Source organism: Nitrosopumilus sp. K4 (assembly GCF_018128925.1).
Lineage (GTDB): Archaea > Thermoproteota > Nitrososphaeria > Nitrososphaerales > Nitrosopumilaceae > HKST03.
On record NZ_CP067007.1, the window covers coordinates 1,107,007 to 1,124,043 of the forward strand.

At 37.3% G+C, this 17,037-nt stretch carries 22 protein-coding genes; 12 read left to right on the top strand and 10 right to left on the bottom strand.

The window, feature by feature from the left end; all coding sequences use genetic code 11:
• Positions 1–64 precede the first annotated feature (64 nt).
• A complete protein-coding gene (locus NsoK4_RS06730) occupies positions 65–361 on the bottom strand; it encodes a hypothetical protein (RefSeq protein ID WP_249111029.1) in 297 nt (98 codons plus the stop codon).
• Positions 362–485: 124 nt separating this feature from the next.
• Between NsoK4_RS06730 and NsoK4_RS06735 the strand changes: the two genes are divergently transcribed.
• The 5 genes from NsoK4_RS06735 (at position 486) to NsoK4_RS06755 (ending at position 4,420) form a co-directional block, all read left to right on the top strand.
• Positions 486–1,730: a PEFG-CTERM sorting domain-containing protein gene (locus tag NsoK4_RS06735; protein WP_211686382.1), complete on the top strand. Its 1,245-nt coding sequence runs from the start codon at positions 486–488 to the stop codon at positions 1,728–1,730.
• 54 nt (positions 1,731–1,784) lie between these two features.
• Positions 1,785–3,068 (top strand): hypothetical protein, encoded by a 1,284-nt coding sequence (locus NsoK4_RS06740; protein WP_249111031.1) that lies wholly within the window; start codon positions 1,785–1,787, stop codon positions 3,066–3,068.
• A 15-nt stretch (positions 3,069–3,083) separates the two neighbouring features.
• A complete protein-coding gene (locus NsoK4_RS06745; protein WP_211686384.1) occupies positions 3,084–3,488 on the top strand; it encodes a hypothetical protein in 405 nt (134 codons plus the stop codon).
• A gap of 158 nt (positions 3,489–3,646) precedes the next feature.
• Positions 3,647–3,886 carry an Lrp/AsnC ligand binding domain-containing protein gene (locus NsoK4_RS06750; RefSeq protein ID WP_211686386.1) on the top strand — a complete coding sequence of 80 codons (240 nt, stop codon included), beginning with the start codon at positions 3,647–3,649 and terminating at the stop codon, positions 3,884–3,886.
• A gap of 6 nt (positions 3,887–3,892) precedes the next feature.
• Positions 3,893–4,420 (top strand): Lrp/AsnC ligand binding domain-containing protein, encoded by a 528-nt coding sequence (locus NsoK4_RS06755; RefSeq protein WP_211686388.1) that lies wholly within the window; start codon positions 3,893–3,895, stop codon positions 4,418–4,420.
• A 6-nt stretch (positions 4,421–4,426) separates the two neighbouring features.
• On the opposite strand, the gene NsoK4_RS06760 is transcribed toward NsoK4_RS06755, so the two are convergent.
• Positions 4,427–4,585, bottom strand: coding sequence for a hypothetical protein (locus NsoK4_RS06760; protein ID WP_211686390.1), 159 nt, complete (start codon positions 4,583–4,585; stop codon positions 4,427–4,429).
• A gap of 328 nt (positions 4,586–4,913) precedes the next feature.
• Here NsoK4_RS06760 and NsoK4_RS06765 point away from each other — a divergent pair, with 328 nt between their 5' ends.
• The 5 genes from NsoK4_RS06765 (at position 4,914) to NsoK4_RS06785 (ending at position 8,550) form a co-directional block, all read left to right on the top strand.
• On the top strand, positions 4,914–5,306 hold the full coding sequence (locus NsoK4_RS06765) for a hypothetical protein (RefSeq protein WP_249111032.1): 393 nt from the start codon (positions 4,914–4,916) through the stop codon (positions 5,304–5,306).
• A gap of 256 nt (positions 5,307–5,562) precedes the next feature.
• The gene (locus tag NsoK4_RS06770; protein WP_211686392.1) at positions 5,563–5,991 is read left to right on the top strand and encodes a hypothetical protein; all 429 of its coding nucleotides are present in this window, start codon (positions 5,563–5,565) and stop codon (positions 5,989–5,991) included.
• A gap of 20 nt (positions 5,992–6,011) precedes the next feature.
• Positions 6,012–6,950 (top strand): CBS domain-containing protein, encoded by a 939-nt coding sequence (locus NsoK4_RS06775; RefSeq protein ID WP_249111033.1) that lies wholly within the window; start codon positions 6,012–6,014, stop codon positions 6,948–6,950.
• 66 nt (positions 6,951–7,016) lie between these two features.
• Positions 7,017–7,490, top strand: a complete 474-nt coding sequence (locus tag NsoK4_RS06780) for a GNAT family N-acetyltransferase (RefSeq protein ID WP_211686394.1) — start codon at positions 7,017–7,019, stop codon at positions 7,488–7,490.
• A 187-nt stretch (positions 7,491–7,677) separates the two neighbouring features.
• Complete coding sequence (locus tag NsoK4_RS06785; protein ID WP_211686396.1) at positions 7,678–8,550, top strand: proline dehydrogenase family protein; 873 nt, start codon at positions 7,678–7,680, stop codon at positions 8,548–8,550.
• Here NsoK4_RS06785 and NsoK4_RS06790 read toward each other — a convergent pair.
• From NsoK4_RS06790 to NsoK4_RS06810, 6 genes are all read right to left on the bottom strand, one after another.
• Positions 8,532–10,097, bottom strand: coding sequence for an aldehyde dehydrogenase family protein (locus NsoK4_RS06790; RefSeq protein ID WP_211686398.1), 1,566 nt, complete (start codon positions 10,095–10,097; stop codon positions 8,532–8,534). The two genes, NsoK4_RS06785 and NsoK4_RS06790, sit on opposite strands and share 19 nt — an antisense overlap.
• Positions 10,098–10,135: 38 nt before the next feature.
• Positions 10,136–10,975 carry an agmatinase gene (speB, locus tag NsoK4_RS06795; protein WP_211686400.1) on the bottom strand — a complete coding sequence of 280 codons (840 nt, stop codon included), beginning with the start codon at positions 10,973–10,975 and terminating at the stop codon, positions 10,136–10,138.
• A 111-nt stretch (positions 10,976–11,086) separates the two neighbouring features.
• Complete coding sequence (locus NsoK4_RS10145; RefSeq protein ID WP_256438673.1) at positions 11,087–11,212, bottom strand: hypothetical protein; 126 nt, start codon at positions 11,210–11,212, stop codon at positions 11,087–11,089.
• 36 nt (positions 11,213–11,248) lie between these two features.
• The gene (locus tag NsoK4_RS06800) at positions 11,249–12,136 is read right to left on the bottom strand and encodes a transcription initiation factor IIB family protein (RefSeq protein ID WP_211686402.1); all 888 of its coding nucleotides are present in this window, start codon (positions 12,134–12,136) and stop codon (positions 11,249–11,251) included.
• A gap of 218 nt (positions 12,137–12,354) precedes the next feature.
• Positions 12,355–13,629: a plastocyanin/azurin family copper-binding protein gene (locus NsoK4_RS06805; protein ID WP_211686404.1), complete on the bottom strand. Its 1,275-nt coding sequence runs from the start codon at positions 13,627–13,629 to the stop codon at positions 12,355–12,357.
• 81 nt (positions 13,630–13,710) lie between these two features.
• On the bottom strand, positions 13,711–14,037 hold the full coding sequence (locus NsoK4_RS06810; RefSeq protein WP_211686406.1) for a winged helix-turn-helix domain-containing protein: 327 nt from the start codon (positions 14,035–14,037) through the stop codon (positions 13,711–13,713).
• A gap of 97 nt (positions 14,038–14,134) precedes the next feature.
• On the opposite strand from NsoK4_RS06810, the gene NsoK4_RS06815 reads away from it, so the two are divergent.
• Entirely contained in the window at positions 14,135–14,794 is a 660-nt protein-coding gene (locus tag NsoK4_RS06815; RefSeq protein WP_211686408.1) for a hypothetical protein, read from the top strand.
• Between the two features lie 154 nt (positions 14,795–14,948).
• Here NsoK4_RS06815 and NsoK4_RS06820 read toward each other — a convergent pair whose 3' ends face one another.
• Both NsoK4_RS06820 and NsoK4_RS06825 read right to left on the bottom strand, forming a co-directional pair.
• On the bottom strand, positions 14,949–15,452 hold the full coding sequence (locus tag NsoK4_RS06820) for a nitroreductase family protein (RefSeq protein ID WP_211686410.1): 504 nt from the start codon (positions 15,450–15,452) through the stop codon (positions 14,949–14,951).
• 42 nt (positions 15,453–15,494) lie between these two features.
• The gene (locus tag NsoK4_RS06825; RefSeq protein WP_211686412.1) at positions 15,495–15,662 is read right to left on the bottom strand and encodes a hypothetical protein; all 168 of its coding nucleotides are present in this window, start codon (positions 15,660–15,662) and stop codon (positions 15,495–15,497) included.
• Between the two features lie 140 nt (positions 15,663–15,802).
• On the opposite strand from NsoK4_RS06825, the gene NsoK4_RS06830 reads away from it, so the two are divergent.
• Positions 15,803–16,987, top strand: a complete 1,185-nt coding sequence (locus tag NsoK4_RS06830; protein WP_211686413.1) for a hypothetical protein — start codon at positions 15,803–15,805, stop codon at positions 16,985–16,987.
• Positions 16,988–17,037: the final 50 nt, after the last annotated feature.

A 17,037-nucleotide genomic window follows, 5' to 3' on the forward strand; every position in this document is an offset into this window, starting at 1 on the left:
ATTTTCCTAAATCAGCAAGATGCCTGTTATTTTAGGATAAAAAGAAACAAGATGTGAAAAACAGTCATCTTGTCGGATTCATCATTGCAGCTCGCTCTCTGACCTTTTTGTCAACTGGAACTACAAGGTATTCATCAGGTTCTGCATCACAACTGCCGATGTTTACGGCAAAACCATCCATGGTTTCAGCAATGCATCCATCTGCAGTAACTGCAATCACTCTTACTCTTTCCATATTTTCTTCGGGTGCAACATACCACATCAGATATGCAAAGAGAATAATCGCACCTGCTCCAATCACCCCACCTATGAGATATAACGAACTTCTGCCAGAGTTTTTTGCCCCTGAATTAAAAGACACATCAAATGTAGTTTCTAAATCACATAAAAGGAAATAGATGTAAAAAAGGAATCATTCTAGGATTCTAGAACAAGAATCAAAAATTGCCCATTAGTTAAATTAACTAACATAAATTTTTCATAACATGATTAAAGCAACAGCAATATTTTTCGGAATGATTGTTTTAGGAACAGCACCAATTGCATTTGCTGATTCTGAAAAAATAGAATTTGCTGGATATTTAGAAGAGACACTTGGACATTTCTGGGCACTGGAGCAAAACCTAGATGACAAAAATGCAGAACTGGCTTTAGTTCATGCAACACATCCAATTGCAGAGCTCTACGACCTGATGAGGCCACAACTGCAGACAGTTGATCCTCAACTGGATTCTCAAATCAAAGAAATTTTGTTGGATTTGCAAAACAAGGCAAACACCAAAGTTTCAAGAGAGCAAGCTCAGAGTGCAATTGATGATGCAAAGCAGGCAGTAAAGTCAGCTAGAAATGCAGTTGTCGGAGAGGAACTAAGCAGTAGCGTAGAAACAAAACTAGTTTTGATGAAGGGCCTTCTTGAGACATCCATTGCAGAATACGGTGAAGCAGTATCTGATGGAATGATAACTGAGATGGCTGAATTTCAGGACGGTTCTGCATTTGTCTGGAGATCTCAGCAAATATTCAACGAGGTAGAGTCAGAACTTCCAGAACACGAAGTCGAAGAAATTGACGAACTGTATGAATCACTTTGGTCAGCATATGACAACAAGGCAAATCCAGTAGATGTAGAAACACTGGCTGGTGGAATAATTCACGAAATTGACGAGATTCTTGGAATTGAAGACGAAGAGTCGGGATTGCTAGCATATGTTGATACCATAGAGGATCTGCTAGAGGAGACAAAAACAGAGTACAGTGCAGGTAATTCTGATGTCGCACTAAGTCTTGCTACAAAAGCATATCTTGACAACTATGAGTTTATCGAAGGACCATTGGCACAGTCTGGCAACGCAGAACTAATGCATGAAGTTGAGATCTTGCTTCGAGAAGAGCTTCGAAACATGATAAAGACTGATGCTCCTGCATCTGAGATAAATGCCAAAGTAGATTTGATCTTGAAAAAAATTGAATCAATAGAAGAGATCTTAGAAACAGTAGAGCCATCCCAAACATCATCAAAAATGATGCATCAGGGACAAATGATGCATAAAGGACAAGAAATGAGACATTACCCTCCACACATGCAGGTAAGAAACGGAATCAACCCATCGGATGTTACATGCAACAACGGAATGGAACTGATGATGAGAGTCTCAAACGGCGCACCAGTATGCCTCAAACCATCTTCAGTTGAGAGATTGATGATGGTAGGATTCTGTGACTATTTCTAAGCCTCTTTACTTTTTTTTCTCAATGTTTAATTACTTGAAAAATTAACGAGTTTCGTGAAATCACTTAGTGTTTTCTTTGTATTATTTTCAGCATCATTATTGTTGTTTTCAGGAATTGCATCTTCATCATATGCTGACATTGTTCCGCCAAAACACCAACAAAAAATCGGCATTCCAGCAGAAGATGTCATTTGTGATAGCGGGTTATTCAAGGTTATCAGAGAAAGAACAAACACAGTAGCATGTGTAGATCCTGCAAACGTGTCTAAACTAGTTGCAAAAGGATGGGCAAAAAAAGTAGATGAGAAATTACTTTCAGATGCAATGAATAGAAAAAGCATAGAGGTTGGCTCTATTACCGTTTTAGAAAAAGTTCCAGTCAGAGTAAATGTTGGCAAGCTTGCATCAGGCACTCCAATTTCCGGATACGACATCGTCTTTGAGGTCTGTGCAACTAAACCAATCTATGCACCAGACATTGTTATTCGCTCAGACAGTGAGACAAAAAGAATTGAAATGGTAGAATCAATCGGTGCAGACTCTTGTGAGTTAGGAGTGGCAAAAATAAAGGCAGCCGATAAGAGTACAATTACTGCAACACTGCTAAACAAAGGCGATGTTTCACAAAAAGTAATGGACTTGCAAAATGAGCTAAACATGCTAAAGCAGCAGCTATCAGAAACAAGACAGGGATTCAAAGGCGGACAAGGTTCTGACTCACAAAAACAAGGAACAAAGATTGCAGACCTGAGAAAACAAGTCAACGATAAAAGAGAAGAACTTCACAGATTATTGTTTACGATTCATGCTCCACAAACAGACAAACAAAAGCTAGAAAAATATACTTTTTCAGGTAAGGTAATTGAAGGAGAGTCCTCAACACTTCTTTCAGTAACTGAATCAATACAGACACCAGGACTGTATGACGTAGTCTTTGAAGCATGCGCAGGAAAGACAACTGTCAGATTACCAGTAGTTACAATAATTTCAGATACAAATTCTGCCAACATAAAACTGGGAGACAAGATATCTGCAAACTCTTGCCAGATGACATCAGCAAAAATTGAGGCCAATGACAAGTCATCAATTAGCGTAATGCCGGCAGGAAACGAGAAATCATCTAACAAGGCTGCAAATCTTGAGATGATGATAGGAAGCCTTCAAAACGAGCTAGTCCAAGAAAAACAACGCCTAAAGGCATTGATTCACAATTCAGACAGACCAGACAACTTTAAAGAATTACTTGATGCCCAGGTCTCAAAGATAGTTGAGCTAAGAAAGCAAATCACAAATGCTAAAGCAGAATTCAACAAGATTCTATACCAAACATACAACTAGAAAATAAGAAAAGAAGTGAAGTCTAAAGCCTCAATAATAATTGGAATTTCCATCGTAGGGGTAATGGTAGCATTGTTTTTCATTCCAACTAACGAGTTTGGTTCATACAATCCCAAGTCGCCGCCGCCAATTATTGTTCTAAGCAGCACCCCAGATGATTTTAAGATAAATCCGATACAATGCTCCATAGAATCAGACACAGTAGTTTTTGGATTTGCCATAGAAAACAAACTTGATGAAGACTATAGATTAGAGATTCACTTGGGACTAAATGACGAAAACGATCAGCCGTTATCCAAAGAGGCAATCCTAGTTGAAACACATGCAGGAGAGACAATCATTGAAGAACATGAAACACCATTTAATCCAGACATGAACACTTGTGTAATTGAACTAAAGCGTTCAGAGAAAATCAAATAGGGCAGACAAATCAAAAATACATTATTGGGAAATACATCTATGGAAAAAACTAATGGCAATGTTTTCTATATATATGTGTAATAAATTGGAAACAATTTGAACAAGTATTAATCAAAATTATGGATTATCTTAAATAATGTTCATGACCATTTTAGGTGATGGCTACAGCATATGTTTTGATAAATTGTCAGTTAGGCAAAGAAGGGTGCATAATTGAAAATTTGAAGCATATTGATTCTGTAAAAGAAGTACATGGAACGTTTGGTGCATATGATGTTATTGCAAAAATTGAAAATGACCAAAAAGACAAGGTACGCGAAACTGTAACATGGAGTATTAGAAAAATGGAAGACGTACGTTCTACACTGACTCTTATGGGCATAGAGGGACAAAATTAGCGCAAAATGTCTGAATATTACATATTGTTTGCAAACGAAACTGGAACTGATGATTCGGTAATATCCAAATTAAGAAACATAGATACTGTCAAGTCAGCACATGGTGCGTTTGGTCAGTATGATGTCATTGCAAAAATTGAATCAGACAACCAATCAAAAGCAGAGCAGGACATAACCAACAAAATTCGAAAAATCCCCCAAGTTCGCTCAACGTTAACTTTAGAAGTAAACGGAGTTGGATTTAGAAAAACAAACGAGGTTGAAAATGAAATTCTAGAAATGCACTCAGTGGTTGCATATGTTATGATTCATTGTAGCTCTTCAGACGAATCAGAAGTTATTGAAGAATTGAAAAATATTCCAGAGGTAATTGAGGCAAGTGAATTGACAGGCTCATTTGAGATAATTTGCAAGGTTGTTGCACCAAGCTACAATGAAATTTCAGAAGTGATCGCAAACAAGATAAGAAAAATAAAAAACATCAAATCAACTACGACCCTGAATATTGTAGGCAATCAAGGGTTTCAAAAATAAAACTCACTAGTGTGTCATTAGGTAATTCATCTTGTCTTTGACATGAGGCGTTGGATTTGCACATTGTCCACATTTTGGATTTACTACCTCTGCATCATAATCTACCTCACCTATGGTTTGTTTACATTTAGAACATCTAATGGGCCTGGTATCATAAATATTCATCACAGAACCTCATTGATCAACCCAACCGTTACAGGAAACGCAGATCATCATACCGTCTTCATTTTCATATACTTGTGAACCAGGTGGACATTCACATCTTAGAATTTCTTCCATACAATATGATACACACAGTTGTATTAGAACTCGAATTATTTGATCTAAAAGATTGTTTAATTATCGTAATTTTTCTAAATGATTTTTTAGTAAAAGCATAAGCTATGATAAATGTCATCAACTACAATATGTCACATGAAAGACAAGAGAGAAGATGAGAAAGAAAAACTAAAAGAAAAAATTGAGAAAGGCGAAATGATGGAATTCACATAGCATGGCATTTGAAAACCTGTTGCAGCGAATCATGGATTCAGATGTAAACATCAGACACAGTATTGTAACAGATTTGGAAGGAAACATCATTGCAGTGAATCATCGTGAGGGAATCACAAATTATCTATCTACAGAGGAGACTGCAGCATCATTGAAGAGAGCAGCTAGTGCATGGAAGGCAAGAAAACAACTCAGTCCAAAAATTGGAAGGGGTCTTTATGCAGTTGCTGCATTTGAAAAAATTACCCGAATCACTTTTCCACTAGAAGACACCAACCTAATTTTTGTCAGTTTAGGTTCAGATACAATTAGGATGGATCTTCACGAAGGAGGACAAAAGCAGATCATTGAACACGTACTCAATATTCTAAGTGGCGATCCAACAAAGGCATAGAAACTAGGATTGAAAAGTTCAAACTAAACAAATGTTCACAGATCCAAAGATCAAACTAAAATATTATTTTGTGATAATATTACAAGTGGGAACAGTAAACATGGAGCACTACCAGAGGTTTTTTTGCAAGAAATGCGGCAAGCTTGACAGGTATTGCAAGTGTTGTTTAGAGAACACTACTGAACAAATCAATACAGCATCATAATCAAGCCAAGATTTCAGCAGGGGTTAAAAGTTATCAAGTGCATATAATATCATGGATGAAACCGAGTCGGACTCTTCTGAAAAAATTTCTGTATGTGACATCATGAAGTCAAATACTTCACAAATAATAAAAAAAATGGAATCTCAAGTCCCCTCAAGAATACAAGAGTATTCTGATCTTTACTCAGCATATCTGCATACTTTAGATACAATGTTTAGTTCTTGTTACTTGTCTGAAAAAAAATTCTTCGAGGGTCTAGACATTGACCAAAATGCCCTTAAATTATTTCAACAAACATCACAAGTATTTTCAAAGTCAGTTATTGAACAGCTTGACATGTATGCAAAATATAGGCAAGAACTAACAAAAATGCAAGTATCTGGGATTAAAACATACGATAAATTCCTGCTTTCAATGATGGAGTCATATACACAGTATCTAGATCAGTTTAACAAGTTGGTTTCACAAAATAAAAAATAAATTCATTTCATGTCTTATTTTTGATTACAAAAGCACAATGTCCTGTGTGGGTTTTAATTACACTGTTAATATTAAGGGGACAGAAAGTTGCTTTACCTGATAAAATGACTCAACTAAGATCAATAATGAAAACGCCTATCTTCATTGAAGATACTGCATCGCTGTCTCATGCCATTTCCAAGATGCTGAAGGAAAACATCAGCAGGCTGATAATCAAAGGCAATGAACACCACGCAATTATCACTGAAAAAGACATTGGGTTATTCTTGCTAGGCGATGAATCTGAAAAGAACCTAGATGAGATTCCAGTTTCTCAAATAATGAATCGAATCACGTCTGTCAATGACGCAATGGATGTTGAGACATGCATTGAGATAATGCTTGAAAGAGGAATAGGCTCCTTAGCTGTTACAAAAAGCAATGAGGGAATTGTTGGAATAATAACAAAAACAGACATTGCACAATATTACATTCAAGAATGTGCAGGCAAGCACACTGTAGGGGATTTAATGACTGTAACCTACATTGCTATGCGCGATGAGGACTATCTAAAAGACGTTGTTGCAAAAATGATTGAAGAGAAAATTTCTAGAGTATTTCTAAAAAACGAAAACAACGAGCCGGTAGGAATTATGACGTTTCGGGATTTGTTTCATGTTGCATTAGAGCAGGGAAATTCTGATGCAGTGCTAGATAACTCAGATGATGCAATATCTGTAGTTTTTACACGAAAGGGATTTCTATCAGAATCTGGGTTTGGAAAAACCATCAAGGCAAAAGATGTGATGACTAAAACATTTGAGACAGTGGACTTTACAGAGGACCTTGTTGTGGCATGTGAGAGCATGGTTCAAAACAGGATCAACGGAGTAGGTGTGCGAATCAATGGAAAACTAGCTGGAGTAGTAAGCAAGACAGATATCATAAAGGCAATCCATGTAGATAACAAATCCAAATAGCAATTTGTTTTTTAATCCAATTTTTGAGTTAATGGAGCAGTTTAAAAATTTCAAAGACAATAGTATATGAGATTGAACATTAGAAACGCAACAGAAAAAGACATTCCATCAATTTTAGAGCTTCTCTACGAGCTTGGCAGACCAGAGCCAATCGACAACAAGGAGATTGCAGTGTTCAAAAACAAGGTCAAGGATTATTTTTCAGATCCATCAAAATTTATCCTAGTTGCAGAGACAGATTCAGAAGTCATAGGACTGGTAAGCATCATACTTCTTAGGAGACTAAATCATGCAAAGTTTGAGATGTACATTCCAGAACTAGTTGTAAAAAAGAAACACAGGTTTTCAGGAGTAGGCAAAAAATTAATCTCAAAGTGCATCGAGATTGGCAAAAAGAAAAGTTGCTACAGAATACGTCTAGAGTCAGGCAATCAGAGAAAAGAATCCCACAAGTTCTACAGCGGTCTTGGTTTTGAGCAATCAGGGCTGTCATTTAGCAAGAATCTGCTAGGAGAAAAGATGGGAATCAATGAAATGTAAGAATTCAATCACAGAGCATGACTGGATCGCAGGGGGTTTTTATTCAGTGAGAAATAATTTTCAGGGCGGAAGTAGGCTACCACTATTGCCATGTCAGATTCCCCTCTGACAATTACTTCCGCAATTTCAGATTAGCACATTGTTCATTTGTGTCAAGCTAATATCATACTTTGACAACAATACAACTATGGTGGATGCAACAAAGATGATGGAGAAATTTCTATTCAAATTTGCAAAACAATGGATTGCAGGAGACACAATTGATGATGCGTTAAAATCTGCAAAAGAGGCATACGAAAATGGCAGACATGCAATAGTCAACAAGCTTGGAGAGTATCACAAGACAAGAGAACCCATAGAAAAAACCATCACAGAGTATGAGAAGATAATTTCATCATTTAGAAAGTGGAAAGTCAGAGGGGCAATATCTGTAAAACCCACACAGGTTGGAATGTCAATTAATGGAAAAACATGTCTAGAAAGTTTTGAGAGACTGATTGATTCGGCTTCAAAATCCCATGTATTTGTATGGATTGACATGGAGTCATCAGATCATACAGATGACACAATTCAGCTTTACTACGACTTGTTTTCAAGATATGAAAGGCTAGGTGTTGCGATTCAGGCCAATCTAAAGCGCAGTGTTGATGATGTAAAAGATCTCATAAGACATGGAGCAAAAATCAGAATCGTCAAGGGCGCATACAGAGAAAATGGCAAAATAGCATACAAGACAAGAGACGAAGTAGATCAAAATTTTTTGAAAATCATGAGACTTTTGTTTAAAGATGCAAATGAGTTTGGCGTTGCTACTCATGACTCAAAACTAATCGACGAGGCCATTTCATTATCAAAAAAATACCAGAAAAAATTTGAATTTCAGTTGCTAAAAGGAGTAAGAGACGAACTAAAACCAGAACTTGTGAATCAAGGGTTCATAGTATCAGATTACATCCCATATGGAACAAACTGGCTCCCATATTCAATCAGGAGGTTGCAGGAAAGAAAGAGAAACATACTGCTTTTGGGAAGTTCGTTTATTCAATCGCACAAGGTTTGAGTCTGAGATCTCATAAATTGTTGCAAGTAATATTCCCCTCCTGCTCCTTTGCCAGTAATCCCAGAACTTTTCCAACCAACAAAGGGCTGACTTTGCACAAGAGCAGCAGTAGTAGCACTTGACTCTCTATTTGCATAGACAGTCCCAGCTTGAATTTTTTCAAAGAATTCGTTTACCTGGTTTTTGTCCTCTGAGAAAATTCCTGCAGTAAGGCCATATTCAGATTTGTTTGCAAGTGCAATTGCCTGATCAAAATCATCATACGTATCAATGCACAAGAAAGGCAAGAACAGTTCCTCAGTTACAAGTTTGTGATCTTTTGGAAGATCAGTGACAATTGTTGGCTGAACAAAGTAACCGTTTTGATGCTCAGAGTCTGCAATTTTGTTTCCTCCGAAAATTATTTTGCCGTCTTTTTTTGCAAGACTTACAGCGTTTTGGAATTTTGATACAGAGTCATTGTTAATTACCGGACCCAAAAATGTTTCACGGTTCCACGGCATGCCAATCTTCAACGAATTACTCTTTTCGACAAGTTTTTTGAGAAACTCTTGGGAAACATCCTTTTGCACATAAACTCGAGAGCATGCACTACATTTTTGTCCCCCAAACCCAAATGCGGCACGCATGACGCCTTCAGATGCCTTGTCCAAATCAGCATTTTTTGTAATAATTACAGGGTTTTTTCCTCCCATTTCAGCAATGTATGGTTTTGATGTTTTTTCGGTAAATTTTTTGAAACCAGACATTCCAACTGCTTGAGAGCCGGTAAATGCAATTCCGTCAACATCATTGCTTTCAATGAGAGTTTTTCCAACAACATCCCCATCACCAGTAACAAAATTGATTGCACCTTGGGGAATCTTGCCCACTAAAGAATCTACAAAAAAGTATGAAGAAAGAGGTGTAGCACTAGCCGGTTTTAGGACAGCGGTGTTTCCCGTAAGCAGTGCACCAGTAGTCATTCCAATTGCTATTGCAGATGGAAAGTTAAACGGGGCAATTATTCCCCAGACACCATAAGGCTTTAGAACAGTCTTGGTTTTTTCATGAGGGTTTGGATGAGGTGTTTGTTTGCAGAATCCTTCATTTTTCTCAAGTTGAAATGAATAAAATCTCATAAAGTCTATTGCCTCATCCACATCGTTTATTGCCTCAACCCTAGTTTTTCCATTTTCAAAAGACATCCAGGCTGCAAGTTCAAACTTTATTTTAGAAAATTCATCAGCAGTTTGTTTAAGAACATCAGATCTTTTTTGATATGGCAGGCTACTCCACTTTTCAAAGGCGTTTTTTGCAGAAGATATTGCTTTTTTTGTTTGTGATTCATCTAGTTTTGGAAAAGTGCCAAGTACAAGTCTAGTATCAGAAGGGGATCTTACATCAAAAGTATTTTCTGAGAAAATTTCTTTGCCATTAATTATACAAGGATATTGTTTGCCAAATTTTTTTTTAACACGGTCTACGGCATCATCAAACTTGTTGTGAAATTCATTTTCTTTTCCTTGTGAAACTGCCTTGCCCCAAGTATATTCATTTTCAAACATACCTATAGTTGGGATTTGTTGAATTTAAAGTCACAATACTATTTGATTGAGGATATTACCTCACCAATCATTCTAGATGCAAGATGCGATGTTCTGTTGTTGATGTCATATGGCGGACACACCTCTACCAGATCCATTCCCAAAATTCCACGGTCTGCAATCTTTTTGAGCAGATACATGGTATCTACACTAGACAGTCCCATTGGAACAGGTACAGAGACGCCAGGTGCATAAGACGGATCAATACAGTCCATATCAAATGAGACATAGACATCATCTCCAAGAATATCAAGTACCTGTTGTGATATTTTTGATATGCCTTTTTCAGCAATTTCAAAAGGAGTTATCACGTGAATTTGGTTCTCTTGCAGATTATCCAGTTCTTCTTGTTCAGGCGTTCTAATTCCTATCTGAATGCTGGTTTTGGGTTCAATACAATCCAAAACATCTCCAAAAACAGAGCCATAGTAGTTCTTAGTTGAAGTTACAAAATCAGGATGAGCATCAAAATACACAAGCGATGTTCTGTTTGATTTGTGTGAGAGTTGTCGGATAATCTGTGAGCTCATTGAATGATCACCTCCTATCGATATCGGAATTTTAGAATCAGAAAATATTTTTTCAAATGTTTGTGGAATCTCATTTCTAGCAATATTTCCATAATCACAAACATGTTTGGAAATTCCATTTACAGGCAGACCAAGTGATTTCTTTTCATTTCTTGTGTAAGAGTCCATGAGATTGGACGCAATTCTAATTTGATCAGGAGCTTTTGAGGTTCCCTCTCTCATAGAATGTGATTGGGACTCGTCTGGAATTCCAATAATAACAACGTCACTGTCAACGTATTGGGAATTATCCCAGCATATTTTTTCCATCAATCTAATGCAACATACATGGATAATAATCTGACTTGTTTGCCATCGGTGAGAAAATATTCAAAAATGCACCATGGCATGTTTGTGCATGCAGAACATTACAAAATATGTTTATAGTTCCAAAGGTTCACGGTTTTCTGAACCACATGCTGGACAGTTAGATATTGGTTTGAGTCCAATTTCACGATTAAAAACACAACCACAGTCAGCACAGACTCTAAGATCAGCTTTTACCATGATACAATATACATTTGAAATCTATTAAGCATTGTACTAGACAACTTGTCTGAGACTCTTACAACGGTTTCTTACAGTCACTTCTGTAATTCCTGCTGCATCGGCAATGTCTTTTTGAGTTCGAATGTCTCCTGCATAAACTCCTGCCAGATACAATGCAGATGCTGCAACACCCATCGGATGTTTTCCTGCCAAAATGTTTTCTTTTTCTGCTTTCTTTAGAATTTTTATTGCATCACGCTTTATTTTTTCAGATACATCTGCATTGCTTGCAATCTTTGAAATGCATGAAACAGAATCCACCACAGGCATTCTAAGTTCAAGTTCTCTGAAAATCAATCTGTAGCTTGTTGTGACTTCCTTTCTTCTAATCCCAATAGCATCAGCTACCTCATCAAGCGTTCGTGGTGTTTCAGACTCACGGCATGCAGCGTACATGGATGCTGCAACCACTGCCAGAATAGAACGGCCTCTAATGAGGCTCTTGTCTAAGGCTTTTCTGTAGATGTATGCTGCTTTTTCAGCTATTGCATCAGAGAGGGAAAGTTTTTCCTTGAGTTTTAGAATTTCACCTAATGCATGTCGAAGATTCCTATCGTCGCTGGTTTTAACCCTGCTTCTACTATCCCATTTTCTCAGTCTGCCAATAGAAGATCTCATGGATGCAGACAAGGTATTTCCTGAAGAGTCCTTATCAGCAGAATTAATCACAGTGCTCAGACCACGATCATGTCGAATCAGGGTGGATTTGTCACCTGTGTGAGATTTGTTTACAGAATCGCTAAAGGTCCTATCAGGTCTTCTGTCAGTAACTTTTTCATCCACTACCAATCCGCAGTTTGAGCAAACAATCTCCTGGGACTCTATGTCAGTCACAAGGGAATTTTTTCCGCACCTAAGACACGTCTTGTCCTGAGAACTCATACCAGAACAAGCAATTCACAATGTGATGCATACGTCTTCAATGTGTTATGTAGTTGAGGTAAAGGAAGATGTCGAGTAGAAACATCTGTAAAATATTTTATGTTAGTCTTGCCCATGTTGGCAAAACATTATCATGCAACCTGTTATAAAATCATCGATTGGATTTTTAGACATTCAAAAAATATTTTTTGCAATTTTTTATTGTTAAAAGAAAAAAATTAGGAAACTATGATTGTTCCTCGCATACTAGTATGCAATGCACAAAAATAGTCATAAGTTCCCTTCTCATTGAGAGCAAGTTCAAATTTTTCTCCATGCTGCAAAAGACCGCTATCAAATCTACCGTCAAATTCGGTAGTTCCTTGCTTGACAGATGTAACTGTATGCTGATTTCCATCTACGTTGTCAAAGGTAATGGTTTGACCAGCAGTCACCTTGATCATATTTGGGACATAAAATGGAGATTCTAGCCCTACAATGCCCACAGTGTTTTCTTTTGTACTTTCTACAGGTTTCATGTTTTGCATGCTTTGGAGCATTTCGTTTTCATGTACTTGGATTACAAAAATTGCTGATGACTCACCAAAATTTGGAACCGAGTACGGAATAGAGCTCAAATCTGCAGAAATTATGTAGGTTCCTGGCTGGGAAAATGTGTGGGTAGTTGCCATCGCACCTTTGTGACCATGGTATGCACCATGTAACGGAATAGGAGCTGAAGGCTGTTCTCCAGATGCAGATGGATAATGATAGTATCCACGACGTACTGTCAGTTGACCGTCTACATGTGTTGCGTCTTCCCCAGTTTTTGCATCATCCACATCAATGAGTATGGTGGTTGGTTGACCTACAACAATTCGTTCAGGTTTTGTAGTGAATTTCACCAAAACTTCAGTGTCTGGCTGAGAGCCTTTTAGAACAACAGTTTTTTCTTGATTTACCACATCAACTGTAAATTCAAAGGTTCTTGTGCCAAAATTATTTTTTGGATCTTGTTCAAACTTCAAAATATCCCCTGAAACTACTGCTCTAGTTTGACCTAGCTCAGGAATTGGCATTCCAAGCATAAAGGAGCCTGATGAGGAAACAGTGTACTTTATTGTATATGTTCCAGATCCAGGAAAACTATCTTTGAAGTTCATTACACCAAAATGTCCATGGAGCGTAGTTGATTTGTGAACAATCTCTCCATTTGGACCGCTAACAGAATATGCCCAATCAGTATGAGATAGATTTGCACCAAGATCTGAATCAAGTACTCTTGCATTAATTGGAACTAATTTCCCTGCAGTGATTGTTTGAGGAACATTGAATTCTAGTGAAATATTTTCTTGTGTTTGAATCTGAGTTGTCATTTGCATGTTTTTTTGTTCCATAGTATTTTGTTCTGCAAAAACATCTTGTAATAGTTCTGCTGAAGATGGAACAAACAAGGCCATCAAAGCTATTGATAGAATTGCTGTTGGTATTCCCATGAGTTTTGTTCTTGTCATTGTAAAATCAAATTACAAAATTGTTTAAGACAATTTTACCAAGTAAATACAGAGTAATACCCAAATTGTATTTTAAAAAAATTATACAGACATTCTTGAGATAATTTCATCGAAGAGAACTTTGTTTTCTTCAAATATCGTGGATGGGAAAAATGTTGCTCCATAGTTGGCATCAAACTTGTCAATGAGATTATTTTTCTCTAAAATGTCCATATGATGTTTTATTGCTTTGTAATCCATCATCAATTCCTGAGATATCCTATGGGTGTTGTAAGGATGACTCTGCAAAAGACGCATGATCTTAATTCGTGTTTTTGCACCTTTTGAAGTTGCAAACAGGTACCAAAATGTCATTTTTGTCTCAGGATGAGACTCTGTTTGGATTGATCGAAGCGTAAGTGTATTCATTTAGACCTATAAATGATAGCATGCTTTCAATTATAAGTATTATGCCAAATTGCTAGCATGCTATCACATTTTTATACTAATTCATTCTAAGAACATCATGCCAAAAAAGATCCTAGTAAGAGAAGTAGACGATGAAATACACAATCAACTCAACAAGATCGCAAACGAATTGGGAGTTTCATTAAACTCCATTGCAAAAGATGCGCTTGACAAATGGATAAAACACAGATCAGAGATGCCAAAAAAGCACGATCTTATCATTTATGGAGATGAGAAAGCACTCCAGAACTTACTAAAATCAATGGACAGGTTTGCAAAAGAAGGAAATTGGTTTAGAGCATTTTGTGGACCTCCAACAAATAGTGCAGTCAAACTACTATCAAAACTCAAGTGGTTTGATGGAACAATAAAACCATACAAGACAGACCAAAAGAATATCTCAAAATATTGCGGAAGTATAATTCAAAACATCGACAAGGAATCAAAAGAAAACAATGTTTGTTGTACTGATTTTATTTTAGAGGACATTTCCCGTTCTTCATTTAAAGATGCGTTGTTAATAGAAAAGTCATACAACAAATTTCGAATAAACGGGATGATGTTTTGTCTATATCATACCAATACATTATTGGGTGCAGGGATTGAGGACATTATGGATTTATTTGTGCAACATGATCAGATATTCATTCTAAAGGGTGACGAATTGCATAAATTGCATGTGACAAAAGAAAACCTTCACAAACTTTTCATGAATTAATTTTTTTATCAGGCCTCAAAAAATAGGTCTAAACATAGAGGAGATAGGTATGATGAGGCCCGATATAGAATCTATGAAAAGATAGTATAAAGTAGAATTTCCAAATAATATCCAAATTTAGTAAAAATAATGGCTTTAGACAAACACAAGCAGGTTAGACTTTTTTGAACAGGTCTTTCATCTTTTGAAATTCTTTTGGTCCTGGCTTTTCAGTAGAATATCCAATTGCCAGAATCGCCACAGGTCGCAGTTTTGTCTTTAGAGTTTGAGCAACTGCCTTTTCTTTGAAATGGCCTATCCATACGCTTGACAATCCCTGTGCAGTTGCTGCTAGCTGTGCATATGCTGCTGCAATTGTTGCATCCTGGACTGCAAACAGGTTCTTTCCACGTGCTCCCATGTCCTTGATTCTTTTTGGATCAGTGCAAAATACCAAAACCAGCGGTGCATCGACATATCCCTGGTCATGTGTTGCCTTGACTAGTTTTTCTTTTTTTGACGCACTGACAACCTCGTACACCTGATAGTTCTGCGTTCCCATAGACGAGGGGCTCATCCATGCTGCCTTGAGAATCTTAGATATCTTTGATTTTTCAACAGCCTTTTTTGAAAAGGATCTTGATGAGCGTCTCTTTTCAATTGTTTTGAAAAAGGACATATTGATACGTTTTAGGTATTGTCTATAACTTTTTTCAAAGGACTAATCTAGTTCATCTAGGTAAACATCCTCAGAGTCTGTCTCAGTCACAATCTGGTCAAAGCTTGTTCCCTTGCATTGAGGACATTCTGTAATGTTTGTAGCGCCTGCCTTTTTTGAAAATACATTTCCACATGATTTGCAAATTCGCAGCTGATCCAAAGTTGCCATGACATGATTTGAGCAAATTCCTTTTTGTGTATTGCGCTAAAACTCATTTTTGAGACAAGATTGTTTTGTGCCCATGTGTTTTGCAACAGTTGAGAATGGTATCCTGCCTTTATATCCAAAAATAGCTCAGTTAATCACGCTTGAAAAGATACATGCTTGTTGCAATAATTGCACTTGTTTTAGTTCCCCTGTCTTCTGCATATGCAGATACAGTCAAGGTTCAAATCCCATCTGGCTCATCTGACCCCAATTTTCCAAATCACTTTCTGCCAGCAGAAGTTTCTGTCAGGCCAGGAGACAAGGTAGAGTGGGGAAACGCAGATTCAGTTGTACACACTATAACTTCGGGTTCTTTGTATGCAGGACCTTCAGGACTGTTTGATAGCGGACACATGGGCCCAGGTGCCAAGTTTTACGTTATATTCCAAAAAGAGCAACTAGGAGAGAACCTATACTTTTGTACAATTCATCCGTGGATGTTTGGAATTGTAAACGTAGTTGACTTGTCTAAAGAATTTCAGATAATTCACAACGTTGGCTCTGATGTGTCTTACTTTCCAGTAGATGTTGCCTACAAAGTACAGAGAAATCTTGTTAGTATACAAGTTGATCCTACAAGAAGCATGTTGATTTTTAATTTTGAAGGCAAGGTAAACAACGACAACTTTGTTGTAAGACTAGATGAAAAACTAATCAAAAATCCCCAGTCAGTATGGATAAACGACAAGCAGACAACTGACTTTGAATTAAAACAGATGAATGGAATGACGCAGCTTTCAGTTTTGTTAAATGATTCTGCAGAGCAAGTCAGGGTTGTAGGAACCAGCGTGATTGGCAAGGCAGTTCCAGAAAACATTGTTTTGATAAACCAGATTTTTGGCGTGACAGATAAAAAATTCTACACAATGGGCGAAGACATTGTAGTATCAGGTGAGATAAAAAACCCAGTACAGTTAAGCCAGATCTCACTTGACATCATAGGTCCAAAAGAAAATACCGTGTATCACAAGAACATTCCACTTCCAGACACTACAAAGTTTTCAGATACAATTTCTACTAGCGGAGTGCTAAGAGACTTTGGGCAATACACGGTAAAGATTACAGGTCCTGATGCAAAGAACCTGTTTTTGCGCATAGAATACGGCCTTGCACCAAAAGAGTTTGAATCCCCACTAAAGCAGATGAAAAAAGGAATTGATGCAGGCGACGTAACGTGCAACGAGGGACTAGAGTTGCTAATGAAGAGCACCAATGGAAAGGCAGTGTGTGTCAGCGAAGCCACTGCAAACGTACTGCTAAAAAGAGGATGGGCAGACTATTTTTAATCAGCAAATTTTCAAACCCATAATCAAGAACACCCTTAAGTAAAGTCAGT

Excerpts from the sequence above, each read along its gene's own strand:
- NsoK4_RS06750 (WP_211686386.1), top strand. The coding sequence starts at position 3,647 with ATGGCTACAGCATATGTTTTGATAAATTGTCAGTTAGGCAAAGAAGGG.
- NsoK4_RS06825 (WP_211686412.1), bottom strand. The coding sequence starts at position 15,662 with ATGGCAACTTTGGATCAGCTGCGAATTTGCAAATCATGTGGAAATGTA.
- NsoK4_RS06785 (WP_211686396.1), top strand. The coding sequence starts at position 7,678 with ATGGTGGATGCAACAAAGATGATGGAGAAATTTCTATTCAAATTTGCA.
- NsoK4_RS06800 (WP_211686402.1), bottom strand. The coding sequence starts at position 12,136 with ATGAGTTCTCAGGACAAGACGTGTCTTAGGTGCGGAAAAAATTCCCTT.
- NsoK4_RS06760 (WP_211686390.1), bottom strand. The coding sequence starts at position 4,585 with ATGAATATTTATGATACCAGGCCCATTAGATGTTCTAAATGTAAACAA.
- NsoK4_RS06810 (WP_211686406.1), bottom strand. The coding sequence starts at position 14,037 with ATGAATACACTTACGCTTCGATCAATCCAAACAGAGTCTCATCCTGAG.
- NsoK4_RS06770 (WP_211686392.1), top strand. The coding sequence starts at position 5,563 with ATGGATGAAACCGAGTCGGACTCTTCTGAAAAAATTTCTGTATGTGAC.
- speB (WP_211686400.1), bottom strand. The coding sequence starts at position 10,975 with ATGGAAAAAATATGCTGGGATAATTCCCAATACGTTGACAGTGACGTT.
- NsoK4_RS06765 (WP_249111032.1), top strand. The coding sequence starts at position 4,914 with ATGGCATTTGAAAACCTGTTGCAGCGAATCATGGATTCAGATGTAAAC.
- NsoK4_RS06780 (WP_211686394.1), top strand. The coding sequence starts at position 7,017 with ATGAGATTGAACATTAGAAACGCAACAGAAAAAGACATTCCATCAATT.
- NsoK4_RS06820 (WP_211686410.1), bottom strand. The coding sequence starts at position 15,452 with ATGTCCTTTTTCAAAACAATTGAAAAGAGACGCTCATCAAGATCCTTT.
- NsoK4_RS06735 (WP_211686382.1), top strand. The coding sequence starts at position 486 with ATGATTAAAGCAACAGCAATATTTTTCGGAATGATTGTTTTAGGAACA.
- NsoK4_RS06755 (WP_211686388.1), top strand. The coding sequence starts at position 3,893 with ATGTCTGAATATTACATATTGTTTGCAAACGAAACTGGAACTGATGAT.
- NsoK4_RS06815 (WP_211686408.1), top strand. The coding sequence starts at position 14,135 with ATGCCAAAAAAGATCCTAGTAAGAGAAGTAGACGATGAAATACACAAT.
- NsoK4_RS10145 (WP_256438673.1), bottom strand. The coding sequence starts at position 11,212 with ATGGTAAAAGCTGATCTTAGAGTCTGTGCTGACTGTGGTTGTGTTTTT.
- NsoK4_RS06805 (WP_211686404.1), bottom strand. The coding sequence starts at position 13,629 with ATGACAAGAACAAAACTCATGGGAATACCAACAGCAATTCTATCAATA.
- NsoK4_RS06790 (WP_211686398.1), bottom strand. The coding sequence starts at position 10,097 with ATGTTTGAAAATGAATATACTTGGGGCAAGGCAGTTTCACAAGGAAAA.